The sequence below is a fragment of the Nocardioides sp. genome (assembly GCF_004803405.1).
GTDB classification, from domain to species: domain Bacteria; phylum Actinomycetota; class Actinomycetes; order Propionibacteriales; family Nocardioidaceae; genus Nocardioides; species Nocardioides vastitatis.
In genome coordinates, this window is the sequence record NZ_SSXI01000010.1 from 1 (window position 1) to 23,440 (window position 23,440).

A 23,440-nucleotide genomic window follows, 5' to 3' on the forward strand; every position below is an offset into this window, starting at 1 on the left:
GGTCCGCGACCTGCGCCGCCCTCGCCGCCCGGCTCCGGCTCGACCGGGGCGCCGACGCCCACACCGTCGCCGAGGCTGCGGCCCGCCACCTGGGCAGGCCCGTCGGGGAGATCGACGCCCTGCTGCTGGGCGACCACCAACCACCGCCGGCGACGGACCAGGAGCTGATCCGGCTCGCCCAGGGGCTCACCCGATTGAGAAGAGAGGTACGACGCGGATGACCGAAGGTCTCGAGAAGCTCGATCAACCCGAGGGGCTGACCCGCCCGGCGCAGGTCGACGCACGGGCGCACGCAGAGGCCCGTGAGCGACTGCTCGCCGTGCGGCACGAGGTCGGCAAGGCCGTGGTCGGCCAGGACGCCGCGGTCTCCGGCCTGCTGGTCGCCTTGCTGTGCAGCGGCCACGTGCTCATGGAGGGAGTACCGGGAACGGCGAAGACGCTGCTGGTGCGCACGTTGGCCTCCAGCCTGTCGGTGCAGACCCGTCGCGTGCAGTTCACGCCGGACCTGATGCCCGGCGACATCACCGGCTCGCTGGTCATCGACTCGAAGGCCGGCGAGCTGAGCTTCCGCGAGGGCCCGCTCTTCACCAACCTGCTCCTGGCGGACGAGATCAACCGGACCCCCCCGAAGACACAGTCCGCCCTCCTCGAGGCGATGGAGGAGGGTCAGGTGTCGGCCGACGGCGTGACCCGCCCGCTGCCGCGCCCCTTCCTGGTGGCGGCGACCCAGAACCCGATCGAGTTCGAGGGCACCTACCCGCTGCCCGAGGCGCAGCTCGACCGCTTCCTGCTGAAGGTCCAGCTACCCATCCCCCCTCGGTCCGACGAGATCACCATCCTGACGCGGCACGCCGAGGGCTTCGACCCGCGGGACGTCGTCGGCGCGGGCGTGCAGCCCGTCGCGAGCGGCGCCGACATCGAGGCCGGCCAGGCCGCGGTGAAGCAGGTGCAGGTCGCGCCCGAGGTCGCGTCCTACATCGTCGACATCGCACGGGCGACCCGCGACTCGCCCTCGCTGTCGCTCGGTGTCAGCCCGCGAGGGGCCACCGCCCTGCTGCGCGCCGCCCGCGCCTGGGCCTGGCTGTCGGGTCGCGACTTCGTCACCCCCGACGACGTCAAGGCGCTCGCGCAGGCGTCGCTCGTGCACCGCCTGGGCCTGCGACCCGAGGCCGAGCTCGAGGGTGTCGAGGTGGCGCAGGTGCTGGCCTCCGCGATCGCCTCCGTGCCGGTCCCGCGGTAGGCCGAGCAGAAGTGCTGGCCTGATGGCGATCTCCGGGCGGGTCCCGCTGCTGCTCGTGCTGGGCCTGGTGGCGGTGCTGCTGCGTCCCTCCGGGAGCACCGTCGCGCTCTGGCTCCTCGGCGTCCTGCTGCTGGTCGGGATCGATCTGCTGCTGACGCCATCGCCCGGACTGCTCGGCATCACCCGCCGCCAGCCGGGCACCGTGCGCCTCGGCGACCCCGCGACGTCGGTTCTCGTCGTCGCCAACGACTCCCACCGGTCCTTGCGGCTGCAGGTCCGCGACGCCTGGCAGCCGTCGGCGGGCGCCACGGACAACCGACACCGGCCTCACCTACCGCCCGGTGAGCGCCTCCGGCTGACCACGTCGCTGCTCCCCCGTCGCCGCGGCGATCTGCGGGCGGCCGGAGTGACGGTCCGGTCGTGGGGCCCGCTGGGCCTTGCCGCGCGGCAGCGCACCTACGACGTCCCCGGGTCGGTCCGCGCTCTCCCGCCATTCGACTCCCGCAAGCACCTGCCCTCGCGTCTGGCGCGGCTGCGCGACCTCGACGGTCGGTCGGCGGTCCGAGTGCGCGGGCAGGGCACCGAGTTCGACTCGCTCAGGGAGTACGTCCGTGGCGACGACGTCCGCTCGGTCGACTGGCGGGCCTCCGCGCGCACTCCGCACGTCGTGGTACGAACCTGGCAGCCCGAGCGGGACCGCCGCGTGGTGATCCTGCTCGACACCTCCCGCACCTCCGCGGGCCGGGTCGCCGACGAGGACCCCGACGACGGGATGCCCCGCCTCGACGCAGCGATGGACGCCGCCCTGCTGCTCGGCTCCCTGGCATCCCGCGCCGGCGATCGCGTCGACTTCCTGGCCGGCGACCGCCGGGTCCGCGCGCGCCAACGGCTCGCGGGCGTCCGCGACGTCGCTGCGCGGATGCAGGAGCAGATGGCCGGCCTGGACCCGGTGCTCGCCGAGGCAGACTGGGACGCGCTCGCCAGCGGTATCCAGGGCTTCGGTCGTCAGCGGGCGCTCGTCGTACTCCTCACCGCGCTGGAGCCCTCCGCCATCGCCGACGGCCTGTTGCCGGTGCTGCCCACGCTGACCCGCCACCACCGCGTGGTGGTCGCCTCCGTCCGCGACCCCGAGCTCAACCGCCTCGCCGAGAGCTCCGGCGAGGACGCCCCCACGATCGACACCGTGTACGGCGCCGCGGCGGCCGAGCAGGAACTGCACCGCCGCGCCTGGATCCGCGACGTGCTCGCCCGGCTCGGTGTCGATGTCGTCGACGCTGACGCCGCCCAGTTGCCGCCCGCGCTGGCCGACCACTATCTGCAGCTGAAGGCGCGGGGGTTGTTGTGAGGGCGCGCAGGAATCACCGGTTAACCGGCGATTCCTGCACTTCCCGGCCGTTGCAACACCCGAGAAGTGCCAGGACCGGCCGGGACACGTGACTCCTGTGGCGTCCGCGACCCAGGTCAGCCCTGGGTCGCGACCCGGTCCTCCAGCAGCGAGACCGAGATGTCGCCGGTGGCCCCGCGCCGGGCGGCGGCCCGGCCGATCACGAACACGTAGCCCAGGAACACCGTCTCGGCGAGGATGCCGATGCCGACCCGGGCCCAGGTGGGCAGCGGCGAGGGTGTCACGAAGGCCTCGACGACCGCGCTGATCAACAGCACCACCGCGAGGCCGAGCGCAACGGTGACGGCGGTCCGGCCGGCGCGGGCGATGGACGCGGCGCGGCTGGTGCCCCCGGGCTCGATCCAGGACCAGAACAACCGGAGCCCGACCCCGCCGGCGACGAACACGCAGGTCAGCTCGAGCAGGCCGTGCGGGAGGATCAGGCCCCAGAACAGCTCGCCGCGGTCGTGCCGGGTCATGATCGATCCGACGATCGCCAGGCTGGCGATGTTCTGGAAGAGCAGGTAGATCACCGGGACGCCGAGGATGCCGAGCCCGATGCACAGTGCGCTCACCCAGGAGTTGTTGATCCAGACCTGGGTCGCGAAGGCGCTGGCGGCGTTCTCGCTGTAGTAGTTCTCGAAGTCGTTGTTGACGAGCTGGTCGACCTCCTCCGGCGAGAGCAGGCTCTGCTCCACCTGCGGGTTCTCCAGCAGCCAGATCATCATCACCGCCGTCACCACGACGTTGCCGGCGAAGCAGCCGAGCCACCACGAGCGCAGCCGGTAGAGGGCAGCCGGGAACTGGTCGGTGAAGAAGTAGGCCACCGCTCGCCAGCTGGGGACCCGCGCGGCCAGCATGGCGATCCGCGCCCGGCCGAGCAGGGAGGACAGGTATGCCACCAGCTCCCCGTCGGGCGCGGAGGTGCGGATCACCGAGAGGTGCGTGGCGACCTGCTGGTAGCGGTCGACCAGCTCGTCGCTCTCACTGCCGGTGCGGCGCCGCTGTCGCACCAGGTGCTCCAGGCGCACCCACTCGTGGGAATGGGCGGCCACGTAGGCGTCGAGGTCGATGCGCGGCACGGGAAGGAGCCTACGGCCTGACCGCTGGTGTGGCAGGCTGCCATCGATGCCCGCGCCGGACTACGCCACGATCACCGCTGACGACCTCGTCACCGGCGAAGGAGTGGCGCTCGACCTGCCCGCCGCGTCGCTGGGGCTCCGGATGGCGTCCGGACTGCTCGACGTCCTGGTCACCTTGGGGACGTTCATCGTGCTGACCATCCTGCTCACCGCTGCGACGGTCCCCTTCCAGGACGAGGCGCTGACCGAAGCTGCGTTCGTGCTCACGATGGTGCTGACGTTCCTGGGGCTGCCCACCGCGCTGGAGACGCTCACTCGCGGCCGCTCCCTCGGGAAGCTCGCCCTCGGCCTGCGCGCCGTCCGCGACGACGGGGGCCCGATCAGCTTCCACCACGCCCTGGTCCGGGCCCTGATCGGCTTCGTGGAGATCTACGGGTTCCTGGGCACGCCCGCCTTCTTCGCGATCATGCTCAGCTCCCGCGGCAAGCGCCTCGGCGACTACGCCGCCGGGACGTACGTCGTCCGCGACCGGGTCCCGCTACGGCTGCCGATGCCGCCACCCATGCCCCCGCAGCTGGCGTCGTGGGCGCGTCGTACCGACCTCGGGACGCTGCCGACCGGCACCGCCCTCGCCGTACGCCAGTTCCTCGGAAGGCTGCCCACCCTGGATCCGGTGTCGCGCGAGCGGGTCGGCCGAGCGCTGCTCGCCGACGTGCTCCCCCACGTGGCGCCGGCACCGCCGCCCGGCGCACCGCCGGAGCTGGTGCTGATGGCGATCATCGCCGAGCGGCGGGAGCGCGACCTGGTCCGGCTGCGTCGCGACGACGACTTCCGCAGGCGCCTGGTCTCCGGCCGCTGAACCCGGGGAGACGAGCGGTCATCCGGCCACGCCGCCACCGGCGCGCCAGTAGGTTTGAGCCCACCCCGGCGAGGCACGCTGGGGAGAGCCGGAACCGGGCGGGCGCACCGCGCCCGTGCCGCGGACAGGAGCACTGCCCGACATGACCCACGTCTCCGACGAGCCGACGAACCCCGAGGGACTGACCGTAGGGCGCCCCCCGGTGGATCACCGCACGCCGCTCGGCGTGGACGAGCTCGCACGGGCCAGCGAGTCGATCCATCGGGTCTCGGAGGCGTTCTCGAGCCGGGTCGTCGGGCAGCACCGGGTCCGGACCGCCCTGCTCGTCACGCTCCTCGCCGAGGGGCACGTCCTCCTGGAGAGCGTCCCCGGTCTCGCGAAGACGCTGGCGTCCTCGACGCTGGCGCAGGCGGTCGACGCGAGGTTCGCGCGGATCCAGTGCACGCCGGACCTGCTGCCCAGCGACATCATCGGGACCCAGGTCTACGACCCGCGCCGTCACGAGTTCGAGACCCAGCTCGGCCCGGTGCACGCCAACTTCGTGCTGCTCGACGAGATCAACCGCGCCAGCGCGAAGACACAGTCCGCGCTGCTCGAGGCGATGCAGGAGCGGCAGACCTCGATCGCCGGGACCATGCACCCGCTGCCCGACCCCTTCATGGTGCTCGCGACCCAGAACCCGATCGAGGAGGAGGGCACCTACGTCCTCCCCCACGCCCAGATGGACCGGTTCCTGCTCAAGGAGATCGTCGACTACCCCACCGAGGACGACGAGCTGACAGTCCTCGAGCGGATCGACGACGGCACTCTCGGCCAGCACATGACCGACGTGGACCCGGTGATCACCACCGGCGCGGTGGCGGAGCTGCAGTCGCTCGTCCGACGGGTCTACGTCGACCCGGCGATCAAGCGCTACGTCGTCTCGGTCATCCGCGCCACCCGGCACGTCGGCGAGCTGCTCGGCCCGGAGCTCGGCAACTACGTCGAGATCGGCGCCAGCCCCCGGGGCTCCATCGCGTTCTTCCAGGCCGCCCGGGCCATGGCCGTGGTGCAGGGCCGCCACTACGTCATCCCTGAGGACGTCCGGGAGCTACGGCACAGCGTGCTGCGCCACCGGATCCACCTCAGCTTCGAGGCCCTCGCCGACCGGGTTCGCCCGGAGATGGTGATCGACGCGGTGTTCCGCGCCGTCCCGACGCCCTGACGGAGCCCGTCGTGACCGCTCACCTGACGATGATCAAGGCACGGCTCTCGATACATGCGCACCGCAAGGTCCGCGGTCTGCTCGAAGGCGAGTACGCCGCACTCCAGGTCGGCCGCGGCATCGACTTCAACGACCTGCGTGAGTACGTCCGAGGCGACGACGTGAAGGACATCGACTGGAAGGCGTCCGCCCGCAGTCGCCAGCTCCTGATCAAGCGGTACGTCGCGGAGCGCAAGCACACGGTCCTGCTGTGCGTGTCCACCGGCCGCAGCATGGCGGCGCTCAACAGCGTGGGCACGACGCCCGACACGATGACCAGCAAGCGCGAGCTCGCCGTCTTCGTCTCCGGGATGCTCGGCTACTTCGCCGTGCGCCACAGCGACCTGGTCGCCCTCGTGTACGGCGACGCAGAACGTCAGCGCGGCCGGCCGGCCGAGGGCGGCGAGCTCCACCTCGAGCGCCTGCTCGGCGCGATCCACGACGACATCCGGCCGGACGGGCCGCCGAGCGACCTGACGAAGCTGCTGCGGTTCACGGCCCGGACCGTCCGACGCCGGACGATCATGCTGGTGGTGTCCGACGAGACCCGCGTCTCAGAGGAGATGGCCGACCTGCTGCGGCGGCTCACCGTGCAGCACGAGGTGCTGTTCCTGACGATCGGCGATCTCGACCCGACGGGGCCCGCCGGCTCCGACCGCCGGCTGGTCGACGTCGATGCGGCGGCCGAGGTCCCGAGCTGGCTGCGCCATGACGCCCGTCTGCACCGTGAGTACGCGACCCTCCTGTCGGCCGAGGAGCAGCAGATGCGTCGGCGGCTCGAGCAGCTCGGCGTGGTCCAGGAGCGGGTGCGTGACCACGAGAGCGCCATCGCGGCGGTCTTCCGACTGCTGGAGAGGCACCGCCATGCCCGCCGCCGTTAGGCCCGGGCCGGCCGCCGTCGAGCTCCCCGAGGAGTTCGCCGGCCCGGTCGCCTACTCCGACCGCTGGCTGTGGATCGCCCTGGTGCTCGCGGTCCTGGTGCTGCTCTACTACGCCGCCGCCTGGTGGCTGACCCGGCCACGGCAGGGACCGGCCGCCCCGACCGATGTCGAGGCACCGGACGCGAGGCGGGAGCACCTCGACCGGATCGACCGGATCGAGGACGAGGTGCGGACCGGCTCGCTGTCGCCGCGTGGCGGTCATCAGGAGCTGAGCGACGTGGTGCGGTCCTACGTCGCCTCGGTGACCACCCTGCCGGCGCGGACCATGGCCCTCGCGGACTTCCGCGCCCGCGCGCCGAAGGAGCTGGTCGACGCGATCGAGCTGATGTACCCGCCGGAGTTCGCACCCGACGACGTCGTCGCCCGTGACCGCTTCGACGACGCCCTCGGGCAGGCTCGAGCGCTGGTGACGACATGGAGCTGACCGGCGCCGTGGGTGAGACCGGGTTCAAGTGGCTGTGGCTCGTCGTCGTGCTCAGCGTGCTGGTCCCGCTGCTGCTGGCGCTCTGGGGGCTCTCCGGGCGTCGTCGTACTCCGTCCGGTGCTGCCTACGTCGCTCACGCCGCGCGGCTGCGCGCCCTGCCGCGCTACCGTCACCTCGTACGACGCCGGGTGATCCTCGGCGGCTGCCTGAGCTTGGCGGCGCTGGTCGCGTGTGCCGGCGCGATCGTGCTCGCCGGCCGGGTCCAGGAGCAGCAGACGACGGCGCAGGAGGACCGCACCCGCGACATCGTGCTGTGCCTCGACGCCTCCGGCTCGATGGCCCAGGTGGACGCCGAGGTGGTGCGAGAGTTCCGCAAGATCGTCACCGGGCTCGAGGGGGAGCGGATCGGTCTGACGATCTGGAGCGGCGTCGCGATCACCGTCTTCCCGCTGACCGACGACTACGAGTTCGTGCAGGAGCAGCTGGTCGAGGCGGAGGCGGCGTTCGGTCACGGGGGTATCTATAGCGAGGAGTACGCGCTGTTCACCGCCGGCACCGTGGTCGACTGGGAGGTTCAGTCCCAGCTGGGAGACGGGCTGGCGTCCTGCGTGCAGCGCTTCGACCGCCGGGACGAACAGCGCAGCCGGGCGATCGTGCTCGCCTCCGACAACGAGCCGATCGGCCGCGGCATCTTCACCGTGCCGGATGCTGCCGAGTTCGCCGCCGACGAGGGCATCGTCGTGCACGGCATCGCGGCGCCGACGACGGCCGAGCGCCCCCGAGCGGCGCGGGAGTTCGAGGACGCCATGGCCGGCACGGGCGGCACGTTCGCCCTGCTCGGCGAGGACGGGAGCACCGAGGCAGTGGTCGCGGCGATCGGCGAGCTCGAGGCGAAGAAGATCGAGCGGCCGCCGCTCGTCCAGGTCCTCGACCGACCGACCCTCGGCACGGTCATCGCGGGCATCGGCGTCGGTGGCCTGCTCGTGATCTGGATCGTGGAGGGCGTGCTCGCCCTGCGCGGCCGACAGGAGCACGCATGAGTCCCGCTGCCGCCACCGGTCTCGTGATCGCCCGCCGCGTCGGCATCGCGCTGGTGTTCTGGGTGGTCCTGCTGCGGCCGGGCATCGGCGAGGCGGAGACTGCGCTACGACTCTCCGATGTCGAGGTGCTGGTGGTCGTCGACCAGACCCGATCCATGGCGGCTCTCGACCATCAGGGCCGCGAGCCGCGGATCGACGGCGTCAAGAAGGACCTCGCCGAGCTCGCGGACGCGCTGCCCGGTGCGCGGTTCGGGATGCTGGCCTTCGGCGCCGAGGCGCGGCTCGTGCTGCCGTTCACCACCGACACGAACGCCTTCCATGCTGCGGTCGAGACGTTCTACCTCGAGGGTCCCCAGGACGGCGTCGGATCGCGTGCCGACCGGCCCGTCCTCGAGCTCATGGAGATCCTGGGGCGAGCCGAGGAGCAGGACCCCGACCGTCGGCGCGTCGTCGTCTTCGTCGGCGACGGCGAGGACACCCGCGAGGGTGAGGACCACTCCTTCTCGCCGATCGGCGAGCTCGTCGACGGTGGCGTGGTGCTGGGGTACGGCACCACCGACGGCGCCGTCATGCCGGTCTCCGACGACCTCAGCACCGGCGAGGGCTACATCCGCGATCCCGAGACCGGGGGCGACGCGGTCTCCAGGGCCGATCCGGAGAAGCTCGAGACCATCGCCGACCAGTTGGGCGTGCCTTTCGAGCATCGCACCGCCAGCGGCGGCATGGGCCCGATCGCGGCGTCCTTCGAGGCGTCGTTGGCCGAGGACGGCGGCTCTCGGCCGGCGCAACACGAGTTGACCTGGTTGTTCGGCCTGGTCCTGTTCGGTCTGGTGCTCCTGGAGCTCCGGGCCGGCTGGCGCGCCCTGTGGACCTCCCAACAGACCCTGCTGGCGCCGGTGGCGAAGGGGACGCGCCGATGAGCCGCCACCCGCAGCTGCGCCGGACCCTGCTGCTGGCGGGGATCCTGCCCGGGGTCCTCACCATCGCGTTCGGGCTGAAGGTCGCGCTGATGCTGCAGGACAACGCGGGTGGCCGGAGCGCCTTCGACCGGGGCGACTACGACGCCGCGCAGGTCGCCTTCGCCGACACCCGCTCGTTGAACTGGCTCGAGTCGTGGATCGCTCCCTTCGACGAGGGCACCGCGCACCACGCCGCGGGCGGCTACGACGCCGCCGTCCCCGACTACGAGGCGGCGCTCGAGCACGTGCCGCACCGGGAGGAGTGCACGGTCCGGATCAACCTCGCGCTCGCCCACGAGGCGATCGGCGATCAGCACGCCGAGGAGATGGACAGCGAGGCCGCGATCGAGTCCTGGCAGACGGGGGTCGACGTGCTCGCCGAGGGTGGCTGCCCTGACGAGTCCGGTCGCGGGGAGGAGCAGACCGCCGATGCGGAGACGCTGGACGAGCGGCTGCGCCAGAAGCTCCAGCAGCAGGAGCAGCAGCCCCAGCAACAGCCGCAGCAGCCCCAGGAGGAGCAGCCCGACAGCGGGGAGGGGCAGGAGGACCCCCGCGAGGAGCGACTCGAGCGCAACAACGAGCGCGGCCTCGAGCAGCGGCGCGAGGATCAGGAGCTCTACGAGGACCTGGAGCGCTACGAGGACGGCGACAGCTCGCGTCCCGACACCTGGTGACCGGTCAGTCGGTACCCGTCAGCACGGGTCCGACGGTGGTAGGCCTTGTTGGCGATGCGCCACTCGCCGTCGACCAGGAGGAGCAGGAACACGTCGACGAACACGCTGTCGCCGTGCCACAGCGTCATCGATGCGGTCCCGACCGAGCCGCTCACCGCCGCATGGTCGATCCGCCGACGGCGTGACGCCTCGTCGGGGGCGGGCGTCCCGGAGAAGAGGGCGCAGTACTCCTCGACGGTCCACGACACCAGGTGCTCGTCGCGAAGGCCCTCGACGTGCGCCGTCGGGAGGAAGGCGCGGCGATGGTGGTCGGGGTTCCCGGTCGCGTGGCCGGCGACGTATGCCTCGAGGGGCGCGAGTACCTCCGGCGGCTCGGCGACGTGGGGTGCCACGGTCAACCCATGAGGGCGCAGCGCCTGGTCGGAGCCTCGGCCGGCCAGGCACAGCGCGGCGATGTCAGACTCCACCGCGATCGCACCCTCCCGAACCGTGGCGGCGAACGAGTCCCGTAGCCCGGCGGCGACCGGCGCCTCGGCCGCGAGCAGCTCGAGGTCCTTCGCGAGCGCACCGACCGTGAACTCCGCCTGCCCGAGGTCACCGCTTTCGAGCCGCGAGCGCTTCCCGCTCACCAGGCCACCCAGTGCCGTGCGCTCGAGGACCGACCAGGCGCGCTCGGCCTCCAGTTCGAGCTGCTCGGCGCGAAGCCGACTGTCCCGGATCGCGAGCAGCGCGCCGCCGAGCACCCCGTTGGCGAGCAGCTTCGCCGCCGCGGCACGACCGACGCCACCGCACGCGAGCACGTCGCCGAGATCGTCGAGGACGCCGCGCACCATCGTGTCGTCCGTGCCGCCGAGCAGGATGGCCAGGCGGCCAGCCGCGACGGCGGACACCGATCCGATCACCGGGGCGTGGGCATACCGTGCGCCGCTCGCCTGGACCTCCTTCTCCAGAGCGACTGCGTCGTCGGTCCCGACGGTGCTCATGTTCACCACGGTGGTCTCGTGCGCCAGGCGGTCGCCCACCAGCCCCAGCACCTCGCGACAGGCGTCGCCGTCGTACAGGCACAGCAGGACGCACCGCGCTCCAGCGACCGCCTCGGCCGCGGTGTCAGCGAGCGCCACGCCCGGAACGGCGCGGCCCGAGCGGGACCAGCCCACGACCTCGTGGCCGCGGGAGGCGAGGCGGGTTGCGCAGGCTGCTCCCAGCCGGCCGAGGCCGAGCACCGCGACCCGTGCGGGAGGGACAGAGGTCTGATGCGACATGCCTCCATGCTCGCCCCGGTTAAGCCGATCGACCAGCGCAAGATTCGACTAGTCGCCATGCCGATCTCGCATAGGCTCGGCCTATGACGCTGACGACATGGCGGACCTTCCTGGTCGTCTGCCGACTCGGATCCCTCTCGGCGGCGGCCGCCGAGCTGGGCTACACCCAGTCCGCGGTGTCCCGGCAAGTGGCCGCCCTCGAGCGCGAGGTCGGCGTGCCTCTGCTCGAGCGCCGGGCCCGCGGGGTCGTGCCGACGTCCGGGGGCCAGGCGTTCCGCGACCACGCGCGAGTGGTCGTCACCGCTGCCGATCGTGCCCGGCACGCGGCTCGCGACGCCGCCACAGCGACGGGTGGGCTCGCGATCGGAGCCACACCGTCCACCGCCGCCGGGATCGTCCCGGCAGCATTGCGGGCCGTCCAGGAGAGCGGTACGCCGACGAGCTGGTCGTTGCTGACGGCGCTCACGCCCGAGCTCGAGGAGCTTGTGGCGACGGGTCGGCTCGACGTCGCCGTCGTCACCGATGCACCGCCGGGGCTGGCGATGGACGAGCGGCTCGTGCGGCACCCGATCGGGATCGACGCGATGTGCGTCGTCGTGCGCGAGGACCACCCAGCCGCGTCGGCGAGCGTCGCCGTCCCGCTCGCGCACCTCTCCCGCGAGACCTGGGTCGAGGACAACGAGGGCTCGGCCGCGCTGTTGAGGACTGCGGCGGCCCGCGCAGGCTTCGAGCCGCGGATCGACCTCGCCGCCGCAGACCTGACCGGGAAGACCGCAATGGTCGCGGCGGGTCACGCGGTGGCGCTGGTCCCCGGCGTGCTCGCGCCCGCGCTCCGACGGGACGTGGTCGCCGTCTCTCTCGCCGACCCACCCACTCGGGGGATCTACGCGAGCCTTCCCGCGGGTGCAACCGACGCCGCCTCGCCCCAGGCCGAGCGGCTGGTGGCGGCCCTGGAACGGGCGGTCTCCGAGGCCCAGCGCCACCGGCGCCCCTCCGTCGAGCAACGCGCACAGCCTCGCGACGCGGAATGACCATGGCCGGTCAGATGCCGGTCAAATGCCACAGGGCCCCCGCCGAAGCGAGGGCCCTGCGACGTGCTCAGTGACCTGAGCGGGCGGGACTCAGAAGTCCATGCCGCCCATGCCGCCGGTCGGGTCGCCCGCGGGGGCGGCCTTCTCCGGCTTGTCGGCCACGACGGCCTCGGTGGTGAGGAACAGCGCGGCGATCGACGCGGCGTTCTGCAGCGCCGAGCGGGTCACCTTGGCCGGGTCGATGATGCCCGCGGCCAGCAGGTCGACGTACTCGCCGGTCGCGGCGTTGAGGCCCTGGCCGACCGGGAGACCGGCGACCTTCTCCGCCACGACGCCGCCCTCGAGGCCGGCGTTGACCGCGATCTGCTTGAGCGGAGCCGACAGGGCGACCTTCACGATGTTCGCGCCGGTGGCCTCGTCACCCTCGAGCTCGAGCTTGTCGAACGCGTTCGCACCGGCCTGGACCAGCGCGACGCCACCACCCGGGAGGATGCCCTCCTCGACGGCTGCCTTCGCGTTGCGGACGGCGTCCTCGATGCGGTGCTTGCGCTCCTTGAGCTCGACCTCGGTGGCCGCGCCGACCTTGATGACGGCCACGCCGCCGGCCAGCTTGGCGAGGCGCTCCTGGAGCTTCTCGCGGTCGTAGTCGGAGTCCGACTTCTCGATCTCGGCACGGATCTGGTTGACCCGGCCCTCGATCTGGGCCTGGTCGCCGGCACCCTCGACGATGGTGGTCTCGTCCTTGGTGATGACGACCTTGCGGGCCTGGCCGAGCAGCTCGAGACCGGCGGTCTCCAGCTTGAGGCCGACCTCCTCGGAGATGACCTGGCCGCCGGTGAGGATCGCGATGTCCTGCAGCATGGCCTTGCGGCGGTCACCGAAGCCGGGGGCCTTGACCGCGACGGACTTGAAGGTGCCGCGGATCTTGTTGACGACCAGCGTCGACAGCGCCTCGCCGTCGACGTCCTCGGCGATGATGACCAGCGGCTTGCCGGACTGCATGACCTTCTCGAGCAGCGGCAGCAGGTCCTTGACGTTGCTGACCTTGGAGTTGGCGATCAGGACGTAGGGGTCCTCGAGCACCGTCTCCATGCGCTCCGGGTCGGTGACGAAGTACGCCGAGATGTAGCCCTTGTCGAAGCGCATACCCTCGGTGAGCTCCAGGTCGAGGCCGAACGTGTTCGACTCCTCGACCGTGATCACGCCCTCCTTGCCGACCTTGTCCATCGCCTCGGCGATGATCTCGCCGACGGTGGAGTCAGCGGCGGAGATGGACGCGGTGGAGGCGATCTCCTCCTTGGTCTCGACGTCCTTGGCCATCTGGAGCAGCTGCTCGGAGACGGCGGAGACCGCGGCCTCGATGCCGCGCTTGAGACCCATCGGGTTCGCACCGGCGGCCACGTTGCGGAGGCCCTCCTTGACGAGCGCCTGGGCGAGGACGGTCGCCGTCGTCGTACCGTCACCGGCGACGTCGTCGGTCTTCTTCGCGACCTCCTTGACCAGCTCGGCGCCGATCTTCTCGTAGGGGTCCTCGAGCTCGATCTCCTTGGCGATGGACACACCGTCGTTGGTGATCGTGGGGGCGCCCCACTTCTTCTCCAGCACGACGTTGCGGCCCTTGGGGCCGAGGGTGACCTTGACGGCGTCTGCGAGCGTGTTCATGCCACGCTCGAGACCGCGCCGGGCCTCCTCGTTGAAAGCAATCAGCTTCGGCATAACTCCTGCGATCCTTCGCAATCGAGTTGTGGGATCCGGCTCGTTGCCCGCGACGGACGGCCAGGCCGAACCGGCGGACCCTTCCCGCCGTCGCTGCTGACCTCAACTCCCCGGACCGGGGATCTGGTTTTCAGCACTCTCGTGCTGAGAGTGCCAACGTCATGTTTAGCACTCGACCCCTGCGAGTGCAAGAACGGGTCTGCCTCCCAGACGGGTCCTCAGCGGCGACGCCGCAGTCTTCGAGCGAGCAGGTCCGCGAACCGGTCGGCGTTGTCCGGGGCCACGTCGAGGTAGAGACCGGGCTCGATCAGCTCCAGCTCGCTGACGACCCACTCCCCCTCCCAGACCATCAGGTCCACCCGGGCGTAGGCGAGGTCGGCGCCCCGCCACTCCGCGACGACGCGTATGGCGTCCTCGGCGACCCGCGCCCGCTCCGGGTCGAGGGCCACGGGCGCGCTGCTGCCGCCGTACACCTCGTGCACGCGCACCTCCGCGCCCTCGACCCGCTTGTCGACCTGCGTGACCGCCTGCCCCTCGAAGACGAACACCGACGTCTCCCCCCGGGTGCGGACGGACTCGACCAGCGGCTGGATCACCCAGGGAGCCGGCAGCAGCCCCTGCAGCTGCTCGATGTGCCCGCGCTCGGCGATCACCAGGCCGAGACCGCTCGCCGAGACCCGTGGCTTGATCACGACCTTGCCCCAGCGCGCGAACGCCTCCTCCAGGCCCGCAACCAGGGTGGTGTCGTCGAGGAGGGCGGTCGGGACCACCCGGACCACACCTGCCAGCTCGGTCAGGTAGGACTTGTCGGCGTTCCACGCGAAGACCTCGGCGCCGTTGAGCACCGGCGTGGTCGCCTCCACCGCCCGCGCCCAGGCCAGGAAGTCGGGCAGTCGGCGGTGGTAGTCCCAGGTGGACCGCACCGCGACCAGGTCGGCGGCGGCCCAGTCGACCGACGGGTCGTCCCAGCAGACCCAGCGTCCCTCGATGCCACGCTCGGCGACCGCGGCGACCAGCCGGTCCCCGCCGTACTCGCCGTCCGGCAGCAGGCTGAAGGTGGCGAGCAGGACCGTGGGCACCCGCGAACCCTACGCAGGCGCCCACGGGTCCGCTCAACGCGTTCTAGTGCGCCTCTCGTCGAGCTCGCCCTCGGACTCGGTGGTCGAGCTGCGCCGCTGTCCGACCACGGGCCCGCGCGAGTCGAGCTGGACGCCCGGCACGCCGTCCTGGATGGCGTACGTCGCCCGCGTGGAGACCGGTGCGTCCGGCCGGGTCACGTAGGGGACGACGCGGAAGTCGCTGAGCCACTCGTCCTTGCTCACCCGGCATCGCACGTAGCCGCGCTGGGAGTTGAAGAACTTCATGTGCGGGTTGGCCGCCAGCAGGTTCTGGCCGGACGGAGTCATGTCGGCACCGTCGCCGCCGCTGGTGATCGACGTCCCCACGAACTCGCTGCCGACCACGCGCGACGCCGGGTCGTCGTAGTCCAGCAGGAGGTTGCTGGCGTAGTTCTGGTGCCGATCCCCGGTGATCACGACCAGGTTCTCCACGCCGCGGTCCACCGCGCCGCCCAGCACCCGCTCCCTGTTCGCGACGTAGCCGTCCCACGGGTCCATGTAGAGCCGCTTCGCGGGACCGGCATCGAGGTCGGTCTCCGCCATCGGCGCCTGGTTGGCGATCACCTGCCAGCGCGCCTTCGACCTGCTGAAGTTGTTCAGCAGCCAGGCCTCCTGCTCGAAGCCCATCATCGTCTTCGCGGGGTCCTTGCTCTCGGGTCCCGGCGCGTCGCTGCCGTCGTCGTACGGCTGGTCGTCGCGGTACTGCCGGGTGTCGATGACGTTGAAGTCGACGAGGTCGCCGTAGGTGAGCCGCCGGTAGATCTGCATGTCGGCGTTGTTCGGCACCGAGGAGGCCCGGAACGGCAGGTTCTCGTAGTAGGCCTGGAACGCCGCCGTACGGCGGGGCATCCAGAGCGGACCCTGGCTCTGGCTGGAGGCCTCGGGGATCTCGTCGGCCCAGTTGTTCTCGACCTCGTGGTCGTCGGGAGTCACCACGAAGGGGTGGGCGGCGTGCGCGGCCATGAGGTCCGGGTCACTCTTGTAGAGCCCGTACTGCAGCCGGTAACGAGCGAGGTCGGTGGTCTCCGACCGGAACTCCGCGCCCATGGGCACGTTCCGCGCGCCGCCGGTGGCGCTGATCCCGTACTCGTACAGGTAGTCGCCGAGGTGCACGACCAGGTCGACGTCCTCCTGCGCGAGGTGACGGTAGGCGGTGAAGTAGCCGGTGTCCCAGCGGGAGCAGCTGGCGAACGCGAACGACAGCGCCGACAGCCTGGCGTCGATCGAGGGCGCCGTCTTGGTGCGGCCGACCGGGCTCAGATGGCTGCCGACCTTGAACCGGTAGAAGTACTCGCGGCCAGGACGCAGGCCCCAGACCTCGGGGTGGACCGAGTGGCCGAGGGCCGGCGTGGCGGTGACCGCGCCGCGCTTGACGAGACGGCGGAAGCGCTCGTCCTCGGCGATCTCCCACAGCACGGCGACCGGCCGCGGGGGCATGCCGCCGGTGCCGTCGGGTGCCAGCGGGTCGGTCGCGAGGCGGGTCCAGAGGACCACGGAGTTGGGCAGCGGATCGCCGGAGCCGACGCCGAGGCGGAACGGGTACGACGGCGCGTCCGCGCGAGCCGGCGAGAGGTGGCTCGCGACGGCACCGGTGCCGAGCAGGACGGCCGCGGCGCCGGCGCCGCCGACGAAGCCGCGACGACTGACTGAGGAGAGGGGCGGGGTGGGCATGCTCAGGTACCTCCGAGAAAGGTGAGCGAGCGGAAGGGGGCCGACGCCATCCCAGCCCCGGCGATTGAACGCAGCGGATCGTCCGGGCGAGCAGTCGACGACGAGGTGGCGGCCTCGCGGCTACGACCTCAGCTCTTCAGGTCCGCGTAGCTCGCCACGTGGTAGTCCTGCCCGGGCACCCATCCGGTCAGCTGGGTGACCCGGAACAGGTCGGGCGTGCCGACCCGCCACGCCAGCACGCGGGAGTCCGATCCGCGGGACGCGAACAGCAACGTGTCCCGTCCTCCGTCCAGCCAGCCGACGACCGGGCAGCACATCTTCCACCGGCCCTCCGGCGCGTTCAGCCCGTATGGCAGCACGAGCACGGAGACCTCCTGACCGCTCTGGTCGCCCGTCACCACCGCGTCCGCGCCGCTGACCAGCGTTCCCGTCGGGTCTGTCAGGCTCACTCCGGGGAACTGGGCCTGCGCCACCGACGGTCCGCGACCGGAGAACTGTCCGGTCTGCTCCGTACGAAGGGGCCCGTAGCCCGAGCCGGCGCCCGTCTCCCAGATGGAGACGTACGTCGACGATGCGGGCCCTACGCGACCGCGGTCGACGTCATAGGTCGTGCCCCGGACGGCCCCGGCGCCAAGCAGGTGCGGCACCCAGATCTCGGTGTCGCTCGACCAGCGTGCGCCCTCGGCCAGCCAGTCCGGGGTGTCGATCGTGGTCCACTCCCCCGTGTCCAGTTCGTAGACCTCCAGTGAGCGCTGCTGTCGGAACAACACGAAGCGACCGCTCGGCGAGAGGCTCTCTTCGTTGAACGGCAGGTACTGGTTGCCCTGCTCGTCTGCGACCGGCTCGAGCCGCCCCACGTCGAGGGAGTACGTCGACGCGTCGGTGCCGAGAATCACGACCCGGCCAGCGAACCGGTCGCCGTCCCCCACCATGAACATCGCCGTCGCGCGGACCCCCGCCCGGTGCGGCGGCGATCCTGCCGACAGGTCGACCTGCTCGGGCACTCCAGCGACCTGCAGACGCGGGAGTGCAGCCTCGTCCGACTTGTCCGGCGCCCACCACACCTGCGCCCCGTGCTGCTCTCCCGCCCTGACGGCCTTCGGCGCCGGTCCCGTCGGGGCGCTGACCGAGGGGCTCGGCACGCTCGGGGTCTGGGTCTTGGTCGGGTTCTGCGCCGGCGGCGCGGGGCCGTCGCCAGGCAGAACGGCGACCGCCGTCGCAGCGAGGACGGCGGCCACGGCACCACCGCCCACGACCGCTGCCCGCCGATGCCGGGTCCGCCGCGCGCGGGCCCACGCCGGCCCGCCGAGGTCACCGAGGTCGTCGGGATCGAGGTCAGCGACCCGGTCGTGGAGCAGGTCGCGCAGTCGCTGGTCGGTCATTGCTCGATCTCCTCTCCGAGCAGCTCGGCGAGCTCGGGGGCAGCCTCGCGGAGCCGGGCCAGCGCGAGGTGGGTCTGGCTCTTGATGGTGCCGACGCTGACCCCGAGCACGTCGGCGGTGGCCCGCGCGGTCAGGTCGTCGTAGTACCGCAGCACGACCACCGCCCGCTGGCGCGGCGTCAGCGATGCCAGCGCCGCGTCGAGCAGCATCCGGCGGTCCGACGCCGACGAAGGATCGGGCACCGCGACCTGCGGCGAGCGGTCGGTCACCATCTCGTGCCGGCGCTTGCGCCACCACGAGATGTTGTCGCGCACGATCACCTGGCGGGCGTACGCCTCCGGGTTGCCGTCGCGCAGCCGACGCCACCGCAGGGCGACCTTCGCCAGTGCCTCCTGGACCAGGTCCTCGGCTCGGTGCCGGTCCCCGGTCAGGAGCACTGCGCTGCGGAGCAGCGCCAGCTGCCGTTCGCCGGCCCAGCGGCGAAACGACTCCTCGTCGGTGGTCACGACCCATCAACGCACGGGCGGACCGAAAGGTTGGAGGGTCGGCTCACTCCACCCGGAGCGCGACCGGCCGGTGGTGCCCGAACGGCACCGTCGCGGCGTGGCCCAGGGCGAGCAGCACGGAGGGGAGCAGCGCCTTGGCGGTCCGCTTGTAGCCGAGCGCGCTGGGGTGGAAGCGGTCGAGGCTGAACATCTCGTCGGGGTTGGTGATGAAGAAGGGTCCGACGACGTGGGCGAGCGAGACCGCGTGGGCCCCGTTGCGGACGGCGGCGTCCGCCTGCGCCGCGGCGAGCTGGCGCGACATCCGGGAGCCGAGGGCGCGCAGCGGCTGCGGGACCGGCCGGAGGGCGCCCAGGTCGGGGCAGGTGCCGACGACGACCTCGGTGCCCTGCGCGCGGAGGCGTGAGACCGCCTGCTCGAGGTGCGCGACGGCGGTCGCGACCGGCACCCGGTGGGTCACGTCGTTGCCGCCGATCACGATCACGGCGACATCGGCCCGATAGCCCTCCGGCAGCGCGTCCAGCTGATCGGCGAGCGCGGCCGACTCCGAGCCGACGACGGCACCGGTGGTGAGTCGCACCGAACGGTGGACCTCCTTGGCCAGGCCGCGCGCCAGCCGAGCGCCCAGCGTGTCCTTGGGCCGCTCGGCCCCGAGGCCGGCCGCGATCGAGTCCCCGAGGAGCAGCAGGTCCAGCGGGTCGCCGTACGACGCCTTCCAGGTCTTGTCAGCATCGATGGCATCCTCGCCGAGCGGCTTGCCGATCGCGCGCCGCGCCATCGCCGCCTGGCGACGGAGCAGCTCGCGGGTCCCTCCGGCGGTGAGGCTGACGCCGGCGGCGGCGACGGCGACGAGGAGGGCGGTGCGCTTGCGGCTCATGGGTGCTTTGAACCAGACCCGGCTGAACGGCTCGTGGCGCTGCGGTGGCCCGGGGGTGTCGGCCGTGCTCAGGCGGACGCGACCTCGATCACGGGCTCGTGCCCGACCGGGAAGTTGACCGACGCCGCGATGAAGCAGTTGCGGCTGGCCTCGGCGTGGATCTCGCGCGCCAGGTCGACCTGTGCCGGGTCGGTGATCGTGACCCGCGGCCGGAGCGTCACCGACGTGAAGTGGCCACCCTGCCCCACCTGGCTCATGCTCCCGACCGGCGAGTCGTCGTACGCGGTCACCACGATCCCGTGGTTGACCGCGGAGTGCAGATAGGACAGCAGGTGGCACTGGCTGAGCGCCGCGACGAGCAGCTCCTCAGGATTCCAGCGCGAGGCGTCACCCCGGAAGGTCGGGTCAGCCGAACCGAGCAGGTCCGGCTTGCCCTCTGCGCGCAGCCGCGCGTCGCGGGCGTAGTCGCGGTAGCCGCTGGTGCCGGTGCCTCGGTTGCCCTCCCAGGTCAGGTGGAGGGCGTAGTGATGATCGGTCACAGGTCGGAGGTTTTCATGCACTTTTGGGGCGTTGCAACGGCCGGGAAGTGCAGGAATCACCGGTGAACCGGCGATTCCTGCAGCCGGACCGGTCAGCCCCCCGCGACCGCCGGGATCACCGAGATCTCGGTGCCGTCGGGGGTGGGTGTGGCGAGGTCGTCCTGGAAGCGCACGTCGTCGTTGCCGACGTAGACGTTGACGAACCTGCGCAGCTTGCCGTCCTCGTCGAGGATGCGGCCCTTGATGCCCGAGTACTTCGCGTCCAGGTCCTCGAGGACCTCGGCGACGTTCGCGCCCTCGGCGGTCACCTCGGACTCGCCGCCGGTGTAGGTGCGCAGGATGGTGGGGACCCGGACGCTCACTGCCATGTTCGTTTCTTCCTGTTCTCGGATGCCGGTCGGATGCCGGTCAGATGCCGGTGGCCTTGAAGGCCGCGTAGGTGGGGGCGATCGTCGCGGCAGCGCTGACCTGCCCGGAGATCGCGTCGAGGGTCTTCAGACCGTGACCGGTGTTGATCACGACGGTCTCGAGGGTGGGGTCGAGCTGGCCGGTCTCGACGAGCTTCTTCGTCACCGCGAGCGTGGTGCCACCCGCGGTCTCGGTGAAGATGCCCTCGGTCCGGGCAAGCAGCACGATGCCGGCGCGGATCTCGTCGTCGGTGACCTCCTCGACCGCACCGCCCGTGCGGCGGGCGATGTCGAGGACGTAGATGCCGTCGGCCGGGTTGCCGATCGCGAGGCTCTTGGCGATGGTGTCCGGCTTGACCGGGCGGATCGCATCGACCCCGGCCTTGAACGACGTGGCGACCGGGTTGCAGCCCGTCGCCTGGGCACCGAAGACCTTGTACGGCTTGTCCTCGACCAGGCCGAGCTTGATCAGCTCCTGGAACGCCTTGTCGACCTTGGTCAGCTGCGAGCCGGACGCCACCGGGATCACGATCTGGTCGGGCAGCCGCCAGCCGAGCTGCTCGGCGATCTCGTAGCCCAGGGTCTTGGAGCCCTCGGCGTAGTAGGGCCGGACGTTGACGTTGACGAACGCCCAGCCCTCCTCCTCACCGGCGATCTCGGAGGCGAGCTTGTTCACGTCGTCGTAGTTGCCGTCGACCGCGACGAGGTTCTCGGTGAAGATCGCCGAGTTGACCTGCTTGGGGTGCTCGAGGTTGCTCGGGATGAAGACCACGGTCTTGATCCCGGCCCGGGCCCCGGCGGCGGCCACCGCGTTGGCGAGGTTGCCGGTCGAGGGGCACGCGAACACCGTCGCGCCCAGCTCGCGCGCAGCGCTCAGCGCGCAGGCGACGACGCGGTCCTTGAACGAGTTGGTGGGGTTGGTGGAGTCGTCCTTGACCCAGAGCTTCTCGATGCCGAGCTCGCGGGCGAGGTTGTTCGCCGCGAGGAGCCGGGTGAAGCCGGGCTCGGTGTTGGGGCTGCTCTCGATGTCGGTCGGCACCGGCAGCAGCGCCTTGTAGCGCCAGATGTTGCGGGGGCCGGCCTCGATCTCCTCGCGGGTCACGGCCGGGAAGTCGTACACGATCTCCAGCGGCCCGAAGCACTCCGGACAGGCGTAGAACGGGCCGAGGTCGACCTTGTGCCCGCACTCGCGGCACGACAGCGCGGTCGCGTGACCGAACGCCCCCGCGCGGAGGGTACGGCGACCCGTCTGGTCATCGGACGTGGACTCGGTGCCTGGGTCGGTCGTCGTCTCGGTCACGGCGGCGCTCATGGGTGTCCTCCTTCTCATCTGTCCCGCGCGACGGTCGCACCGGGTCGGATTTGGCACCGTCTCCACGACGTCCGCGCCAGCGTGCTGGCGCGTCCGGGAGTTCGTGGCGGTTGCCGGGACTTCTCAGGGCCGTTCCCTCAGTCCCTCTGGATGAGCAGGCCTCAACCTATCGGCCGGGCCGGGCGATCAACGAATCGCATCCCGATATCCGAGACGCTTGTCCGCTATATGGACAACGCCGGCGGTCGCGCGCTGTCGATTTCCCGCTCCCCGCGCGTCATCCCAGTGACAAACCCGCCCGACAACTGAGAGGTTGCCTGATCATGACCACCTACGTCGTACTCCTGGCCGGGAACGAGACCACCTGGGAGAACGCAACTCCCGAGCAACAGGCCGCAATCTTCGCCAAGCATGAGGAGTTCAGCCGGGCGCTGGCCGAGCGGGGTCACACCGTGACCGGCGGGGCGGAGCTGACGCACTCCCGCACCACCCGAAAGGTGGCGCGCAGCGGCGACGGAAGCCTTCTCGTCACAGATGGGCCCTACGCCGAGACTGTCGAGCAGCTCAGCGGGTTCTACGTCGTCGACTCCGACGACCTCGACGACCTGGTCCAGGTGTGCGCCATCCTTGCCGAGCCGGACAACGCACCGGTCGAGGTGCGGGCCGCGGTCGACCACAGCGGCGAGGAATGAGCTGACCGGCGTCGGCGCAGCCCTCGATCGCGCCCATCGCGACGAGTGGGGCCGTCTGCTGGCCCTGCTCGTCGCGCGGTTCCGCCGGCTCGACCTCGCCGAGGACGGGCTGGCCGACGCCTTCGAGGCCGCTGCGCGCACCTGGCCCCGGGACGGCGTACCGGCGAATCCGGCGGGCTGGCTGCTGACCGCGGCTCGGCGACGGGTCCTCGACCGACTGCGCAAGGAGGAGGGACTCGCCACGTCGATGCCGCTCCTGGCGGTGGAGGCCGAGCTCGCGGAGGAGGCGCAACGGGTGATGGCCGACGGTGGCGAGCGGCTGACCGACGAACGGCTGCGGCTGGCGCTGCTGTGCGCCCATCCCCTGCTCTCTCGGGAGGCCGCCGCGGCGCTCGCGCTGCGCCTCGTGCTCGGCGTGCCGACAGCCGACATCGCCCGGCTGTTCCTCCAGTCGACGGCGACCATGGCGGCGCGCCTGACCAGGGCGAAGCAGCGGCTCGCGGGCGAGCGGTTCGCGGTCCCCGGCGGCGCGGAGCTGGCCGGAAGGCTCGACGTGGTCACCGAGGTGGCCTATCTCGCGTTCACCGCCGGCTACGCACCGGCGTCGGGCCCGGACGTGCTGCGCGTCGACCTGGCCGGGGAGGCGGTACGTCTGGTCCGCGTGCTCCGAGCGGTGTTCCCACCGGACGCACCGCCGGACCAGCGGGTCGAGCTCGACGCACTGCTCGCGCTGATGCTGCTCCAGCACGCCCGCCGGGACGCCCGGGTGCACGCAGGCGCACTGGTCCTGCTGCCGGACCAGGACCGCACGCGGTGGCACCAGGGCGAGATCGAGGAGGCGCTCGACCTCCTGGCGCCGCTCGCGGGCCGCCCTGGTTCGCCGTACCTCCTCCAGGCGCTGATCGCCGCCGAGCACGCCATCGCCCCCACCCCGGCCGCCACGGCCTGGCACCGGATCGTCGCGAGGTATGACGAGCTGCTGGCGATCACCGACTCCCCCGTGGTCCGCCTCAACCGGGCGGTCGCGGTCGCGGAGGCGGACGGGCCGGCGGCCGGCCTCGCGGCGCTCGCCGGGGTGGCGCTC

General features: G+C 71.7%; 24 protein-coding genes and 1 riboswitch. Of the genes, 13 read left to right on the forward strand and 11 right to left on the reverse strand.

Annotated elements, in window-relative coordinates:
- The 3 genes from E7Z54_RS22780 to E7Z54_RS00770 all read left to right on the forward strand — a co-directional run.
- On the forward strand, positions 1 to 221 hold a 221-nt coding region (locus tag E7Z54_RS22780; RefSeq protein ID WP_206055940.1), incomplete at its 5' end, for a hypothetical protein.
- Positions 218 to 1,240, forward strand: coding sequence for an AAA family ATPase (locus E7Z54_RS00765; protein ID WP_136430914.1), 1,023 nt, complete (start codon positions 218 to 220; stop codon positions 1,238 to 1,240). The genes E7Z54_RS22780 and E7Z54_RS00765, both read left to right, overlap by 4 nt.
- A 22-nt stretch (positions 1,241 to 1,262) precedes the next feature.
- Complete coding sequence (locus tag E7Z54_RS00770; RefSeq protein ID WP_136430915.1) at positions 1,263 to 2,585, forward strand: DUF58 domain-containing protein; 1,323 nt, start codon at positions 1,263 to 1,265, stop codon at positions 2,583 to 2,585.
- Between the two features lie 116 nt (positions 2,586 to 2,701).
- Here E7Z54_RS00770 and E7Z54_RS00775 read toward each other — a convergent pair whose 3' ends face one another.
- Entirely contained in the window at positions 2,702 to 3,706 is a 1,005-nt protein-coding gene (locus E7Z54_RS00775) for a stage II sporulation protein M (protein WP_240769441.1), read from the reverse strand.
- A 46-nt stretch (positions 3,707 to 3,752) separates the two neighbouring features.
- Here E7Z54_RS00775 and E7Z54_RS00780 point away from each other — a divergent pair, with 46 nt between their 5' ends.
- The 7 genes from E7Z54_RS00780 (at position 3,753) to E7Z54_RS00810 (ending at position 9,846) form a co-directional block, all read left to right on the forward strand.
- Entirely contained in the window at positions 3,753 to 4,565 is an 813-nt protein-coding gene (locus E7Z54_RS00780; RefSeq protein ID WP_136430916.1) for an RDD family protein, read from the forward strand.
- 142 nt (positions 4,566 to 4,707) lie between these two features.
- Complete coding sequence (locus E7Z54_RS00785; protein WP_136430917.1) at positions 4,708 to 5,769, forward strand: AAA family ATPase; 1,062 nt, start codon at positions 4,708 to 4,710, stop codon at positions 5,767 to 5,769.
- A gap of 11 nt (positions 5,770 to 5,780) precedes the next feature.
- Positions 5,781 to 6,689 (forward strand): DUF58 domain-containing protein, encoded by a 909-nt coding sequence (locus E7Z54_RS00790; RefSeq protein ID WP_136430918.1) that lies wholly within the window; start codon positions 5,781 to 5,783, stop codon positions 6,687 to 6,689.
- Positions 6,673 to 7,173 (forward strand): hypothetical protein, encoded by a 501-nt coding sequence (locus E7Z54_RS00795; RefSeq protein WP_136430919.1) that lies wholly within the window; start codon positions 6,673 to 6,675, stop codon positions 7,171 to 7,173. Before E7Z54_RS00790 ends, E7Z54_RS00795 begins: the two co-directional genes overlap by 17 nt.
- Positions 7,164 to 8,213 carry a hypothetical protein gene (locus E7Z54_RS00800; RefSeq protein ID WP_136430920.1) on the forward strand — a complete coding sequence of 350 codons (1,050 nt, stop codon included), beginning with the start codon at positions 7,164 to 7,166 and terminating at the stop codon, positions 8,211 to 8,213. Before E7Z54_RS00795 ends, E7Z54_RS00800 begins: the two co-directional genes overlap by 10 nt.
- Positions 8,210 to 9,133, forward strand: a complete 924-nt coding sequence (locus E7Z54_RS00805) for a vWA domain-containing protein (RefSeq protein ID WP_136430921.1) — start codon at positions 8,210 to 8,212, stop codon at positions 9,131 to 9,133. Before E7Z54_RS00800 ends, E7Z54_RS00805 begins: the two co-directional genes overlap by 4 nt.
- Positions 9,130 to 9,846, forward strand: a complete 717-nt coding sequence (locus E7Z54_RS00810) for a hypothetical protein (RefSeq protein WP_136430922.1) — start codon at positions 9,130 to 9,132, stop codon at positions 9,844 to 9,846. Before E7Z54_RS00805 ends, E7Z54_RS00810 begins: the two co-directional genes overlap by 4 nt.
- Here the strand turns inward: E7Z54_RS00810 and E7Z54_RS00815 are convergent.
- On the reverse strand, positions 9,807 to 11,108 hold the full coding sequence (locus tag E7Z54_RS00815; protein WP_136430923.1) for a nuclear transport factor 2 family protein: 1,302 nt from the start codon (positions 11,106 to 11,108) through the stop codon (positions 9,807 to 9,809). The two genes, E7Z54_RS00810 and E7Z54_RS00815, sit on opposite strands and share 40 nt — an antisense overlap.
- A gap of 83 nt (positions 11,109 to 11,191) precedes the next feature.
- Here E7Z54_RS00815 and E7Z54_RS00820 point away from each other — a divergent pair, with 83 nt between their 5' ends.
- Complete coding sequence (locus E7Z54_RS00820; protein ID WP_136430924.1) at positions 11,192 to 12,139, forward strand: LysR family transcriptional regulator; 948 nt, start codon at positions 11,192 to 11,194, stop codon at positions 12,137 to 12,139.
- Between the two features lie 90 nt (positions 12,140 to 12,229).
- On the opposite strand, the gene groL is transcribed toward E7Z54_RS00820, so the two are convergent.
- The 9 genes from groL to thrC form a co-directional block, all read right to left on the reverse strand.
- Positions 12,230 to 13,855 (reverse strand): chaperonin GroEL, encoded by a 1,626-nt coding sequence (gene groL, locus E7Z54_RS00825; RefSeq protein WP_136430925.1) that lies wholly within the window; start codon positions 13,853 to 13,855, stop codon positions 12,230 to 12,232.
- A 218-nt stretch (positions 13,856 to 14,073) separates the two neighbouring features.
- Positions 14,074 to 14,934, reverse strand: a complete 861-nt coding sequence (locus E7Z54_RS00830; RefSeq protein ID WP_136430926.1) for an ATP-grasp domain-containing protein — start codon at positions 14,932 to 14,934, stop codon at positions 14,074 to 14,076.
- Positions 14,935 to 14,967: 33 nt separating this feature from the next.
- A complete protein-coding gene (locus E7Z54_RS00835; protein WP_136430927.1) occupies positions 14,968 to 16,644 on the reverse strand; it encodes an alkaline phosphatase D family protein in 1,677 nt (558 codons plus the stop codon).
- A 128-nt stretch (positions 16,645 to 16,772) separates the two neighbouring features.
- Positions 16,773 to 18,026, reverse strand: a complete 1,254-nt coding sequence (locus tag E7Z54_RS00840; RefSeq protein ID WP_136430928.1) for a hypothetical protein — start codon at positions 18,024 to 18,026, stop codon at positions 16,773 to 16,775.
- Positions 18,023 to 18,532: a SigE family RNA polymerase sigma factor gene (locus E7Z54_RS00845; protein WP_136430929.1), complete on the reverse strand. Its 510-nt coding sequence runs from the start codon at positions 18,530 to 18,532 to the stop codon at positions 18,023 to 18,025. The genes E7Z54_RS00840 and E7Z54_RS00845 overlap by 4 nt, the downstream gene beginning before the upstream one ends.
- 43 nt (positions 18,533 to 18,575) lie before the next feature.
- A complete protein-coding gene (locus E7Z54_RS00850; RefSeq protein ID WP_136430930.1) occupies positions 18,576 to 19,406 on the reverse strand; it encodes an SGNH/GDSL hydrolase family protein in 831 nt (276 codons plus the stop codon).
- Positions 19,407 to 19,474: 68 nt separating this feature from the next.
- On the reverse strand, positions 19,475 to 19,945 hold the full coding sequence (locus E7Z54_RS00855) for an OsmC family protein (RefSeq protein ID WP_136430931.1): 471 nt from the start codon (positions 19,943 to 19,945) through the stop codon (positions 19,475 to 19,477).
- A gap of 92 nt (positions 19,946 to 20,037) precedes the next feature.
- A complete protein-coding gene (locus tag E7Z54_RS00860; RefSeq protein ID WP_136430932.1) occupies positions 20,038 to 20,313 on the reverse strand; it encodes a MoaD/ThiS family protein in 276 nt (91 codons plus the stop codon).
- Between the two features lie 40 nt (positions 20,314 to 20,353).
- The gene (thrC, locus tag E7Z54_RS00865; RefSeq protein WP_136430933.1) at positions 20,354 to 21,664 is read right to left on the reverse strand and encodes a threonine synthase; all 1,311 of its coding nucleotides are present in this window, start codon (positions 21,662 to 21,664) and stop codon (positions 20,354 to 20,356) included.
- An 11-nt stretch (positions 21,665 to 21,675) separates the two neighbouring features.
- Positions 21,676 to 21,821: riboswitch (SAM riboswitch) on the reverse strand.
- A gap of 166 nt (positions 21,822 to 21,987) precedes the next feature.
- Between thrC and E7Z54_RS00870 the strand changes: the two genes are divergently transcribed.
- Together E7Z54_RS00870 and E7Z54_RS00875 are read left to right on the forward strand one after the other, a co-directional pair.
- Complete coding sequence (locus tag E7Z54_RS00870) at positions 21,988 to 22,356, forward strand: YciI family protein (protein ID WP_136430934.1); 369 nt, start codon at positions 21,988 to 21,990, stop codon at positions 22,354 to 22,356.
- On the forward strand, positions 22,292 to 23,440 hold a 1,149-nt coding region (locus tag E7Z54_RS00875), incomplete at its 3' end, for an RNA polymerase sigma factor (RefSeq protein ID WP_240769442.1). The genes E7Z54_RS00870 and E7Z54_RS00875, both read left to right, overlap by 65 nt.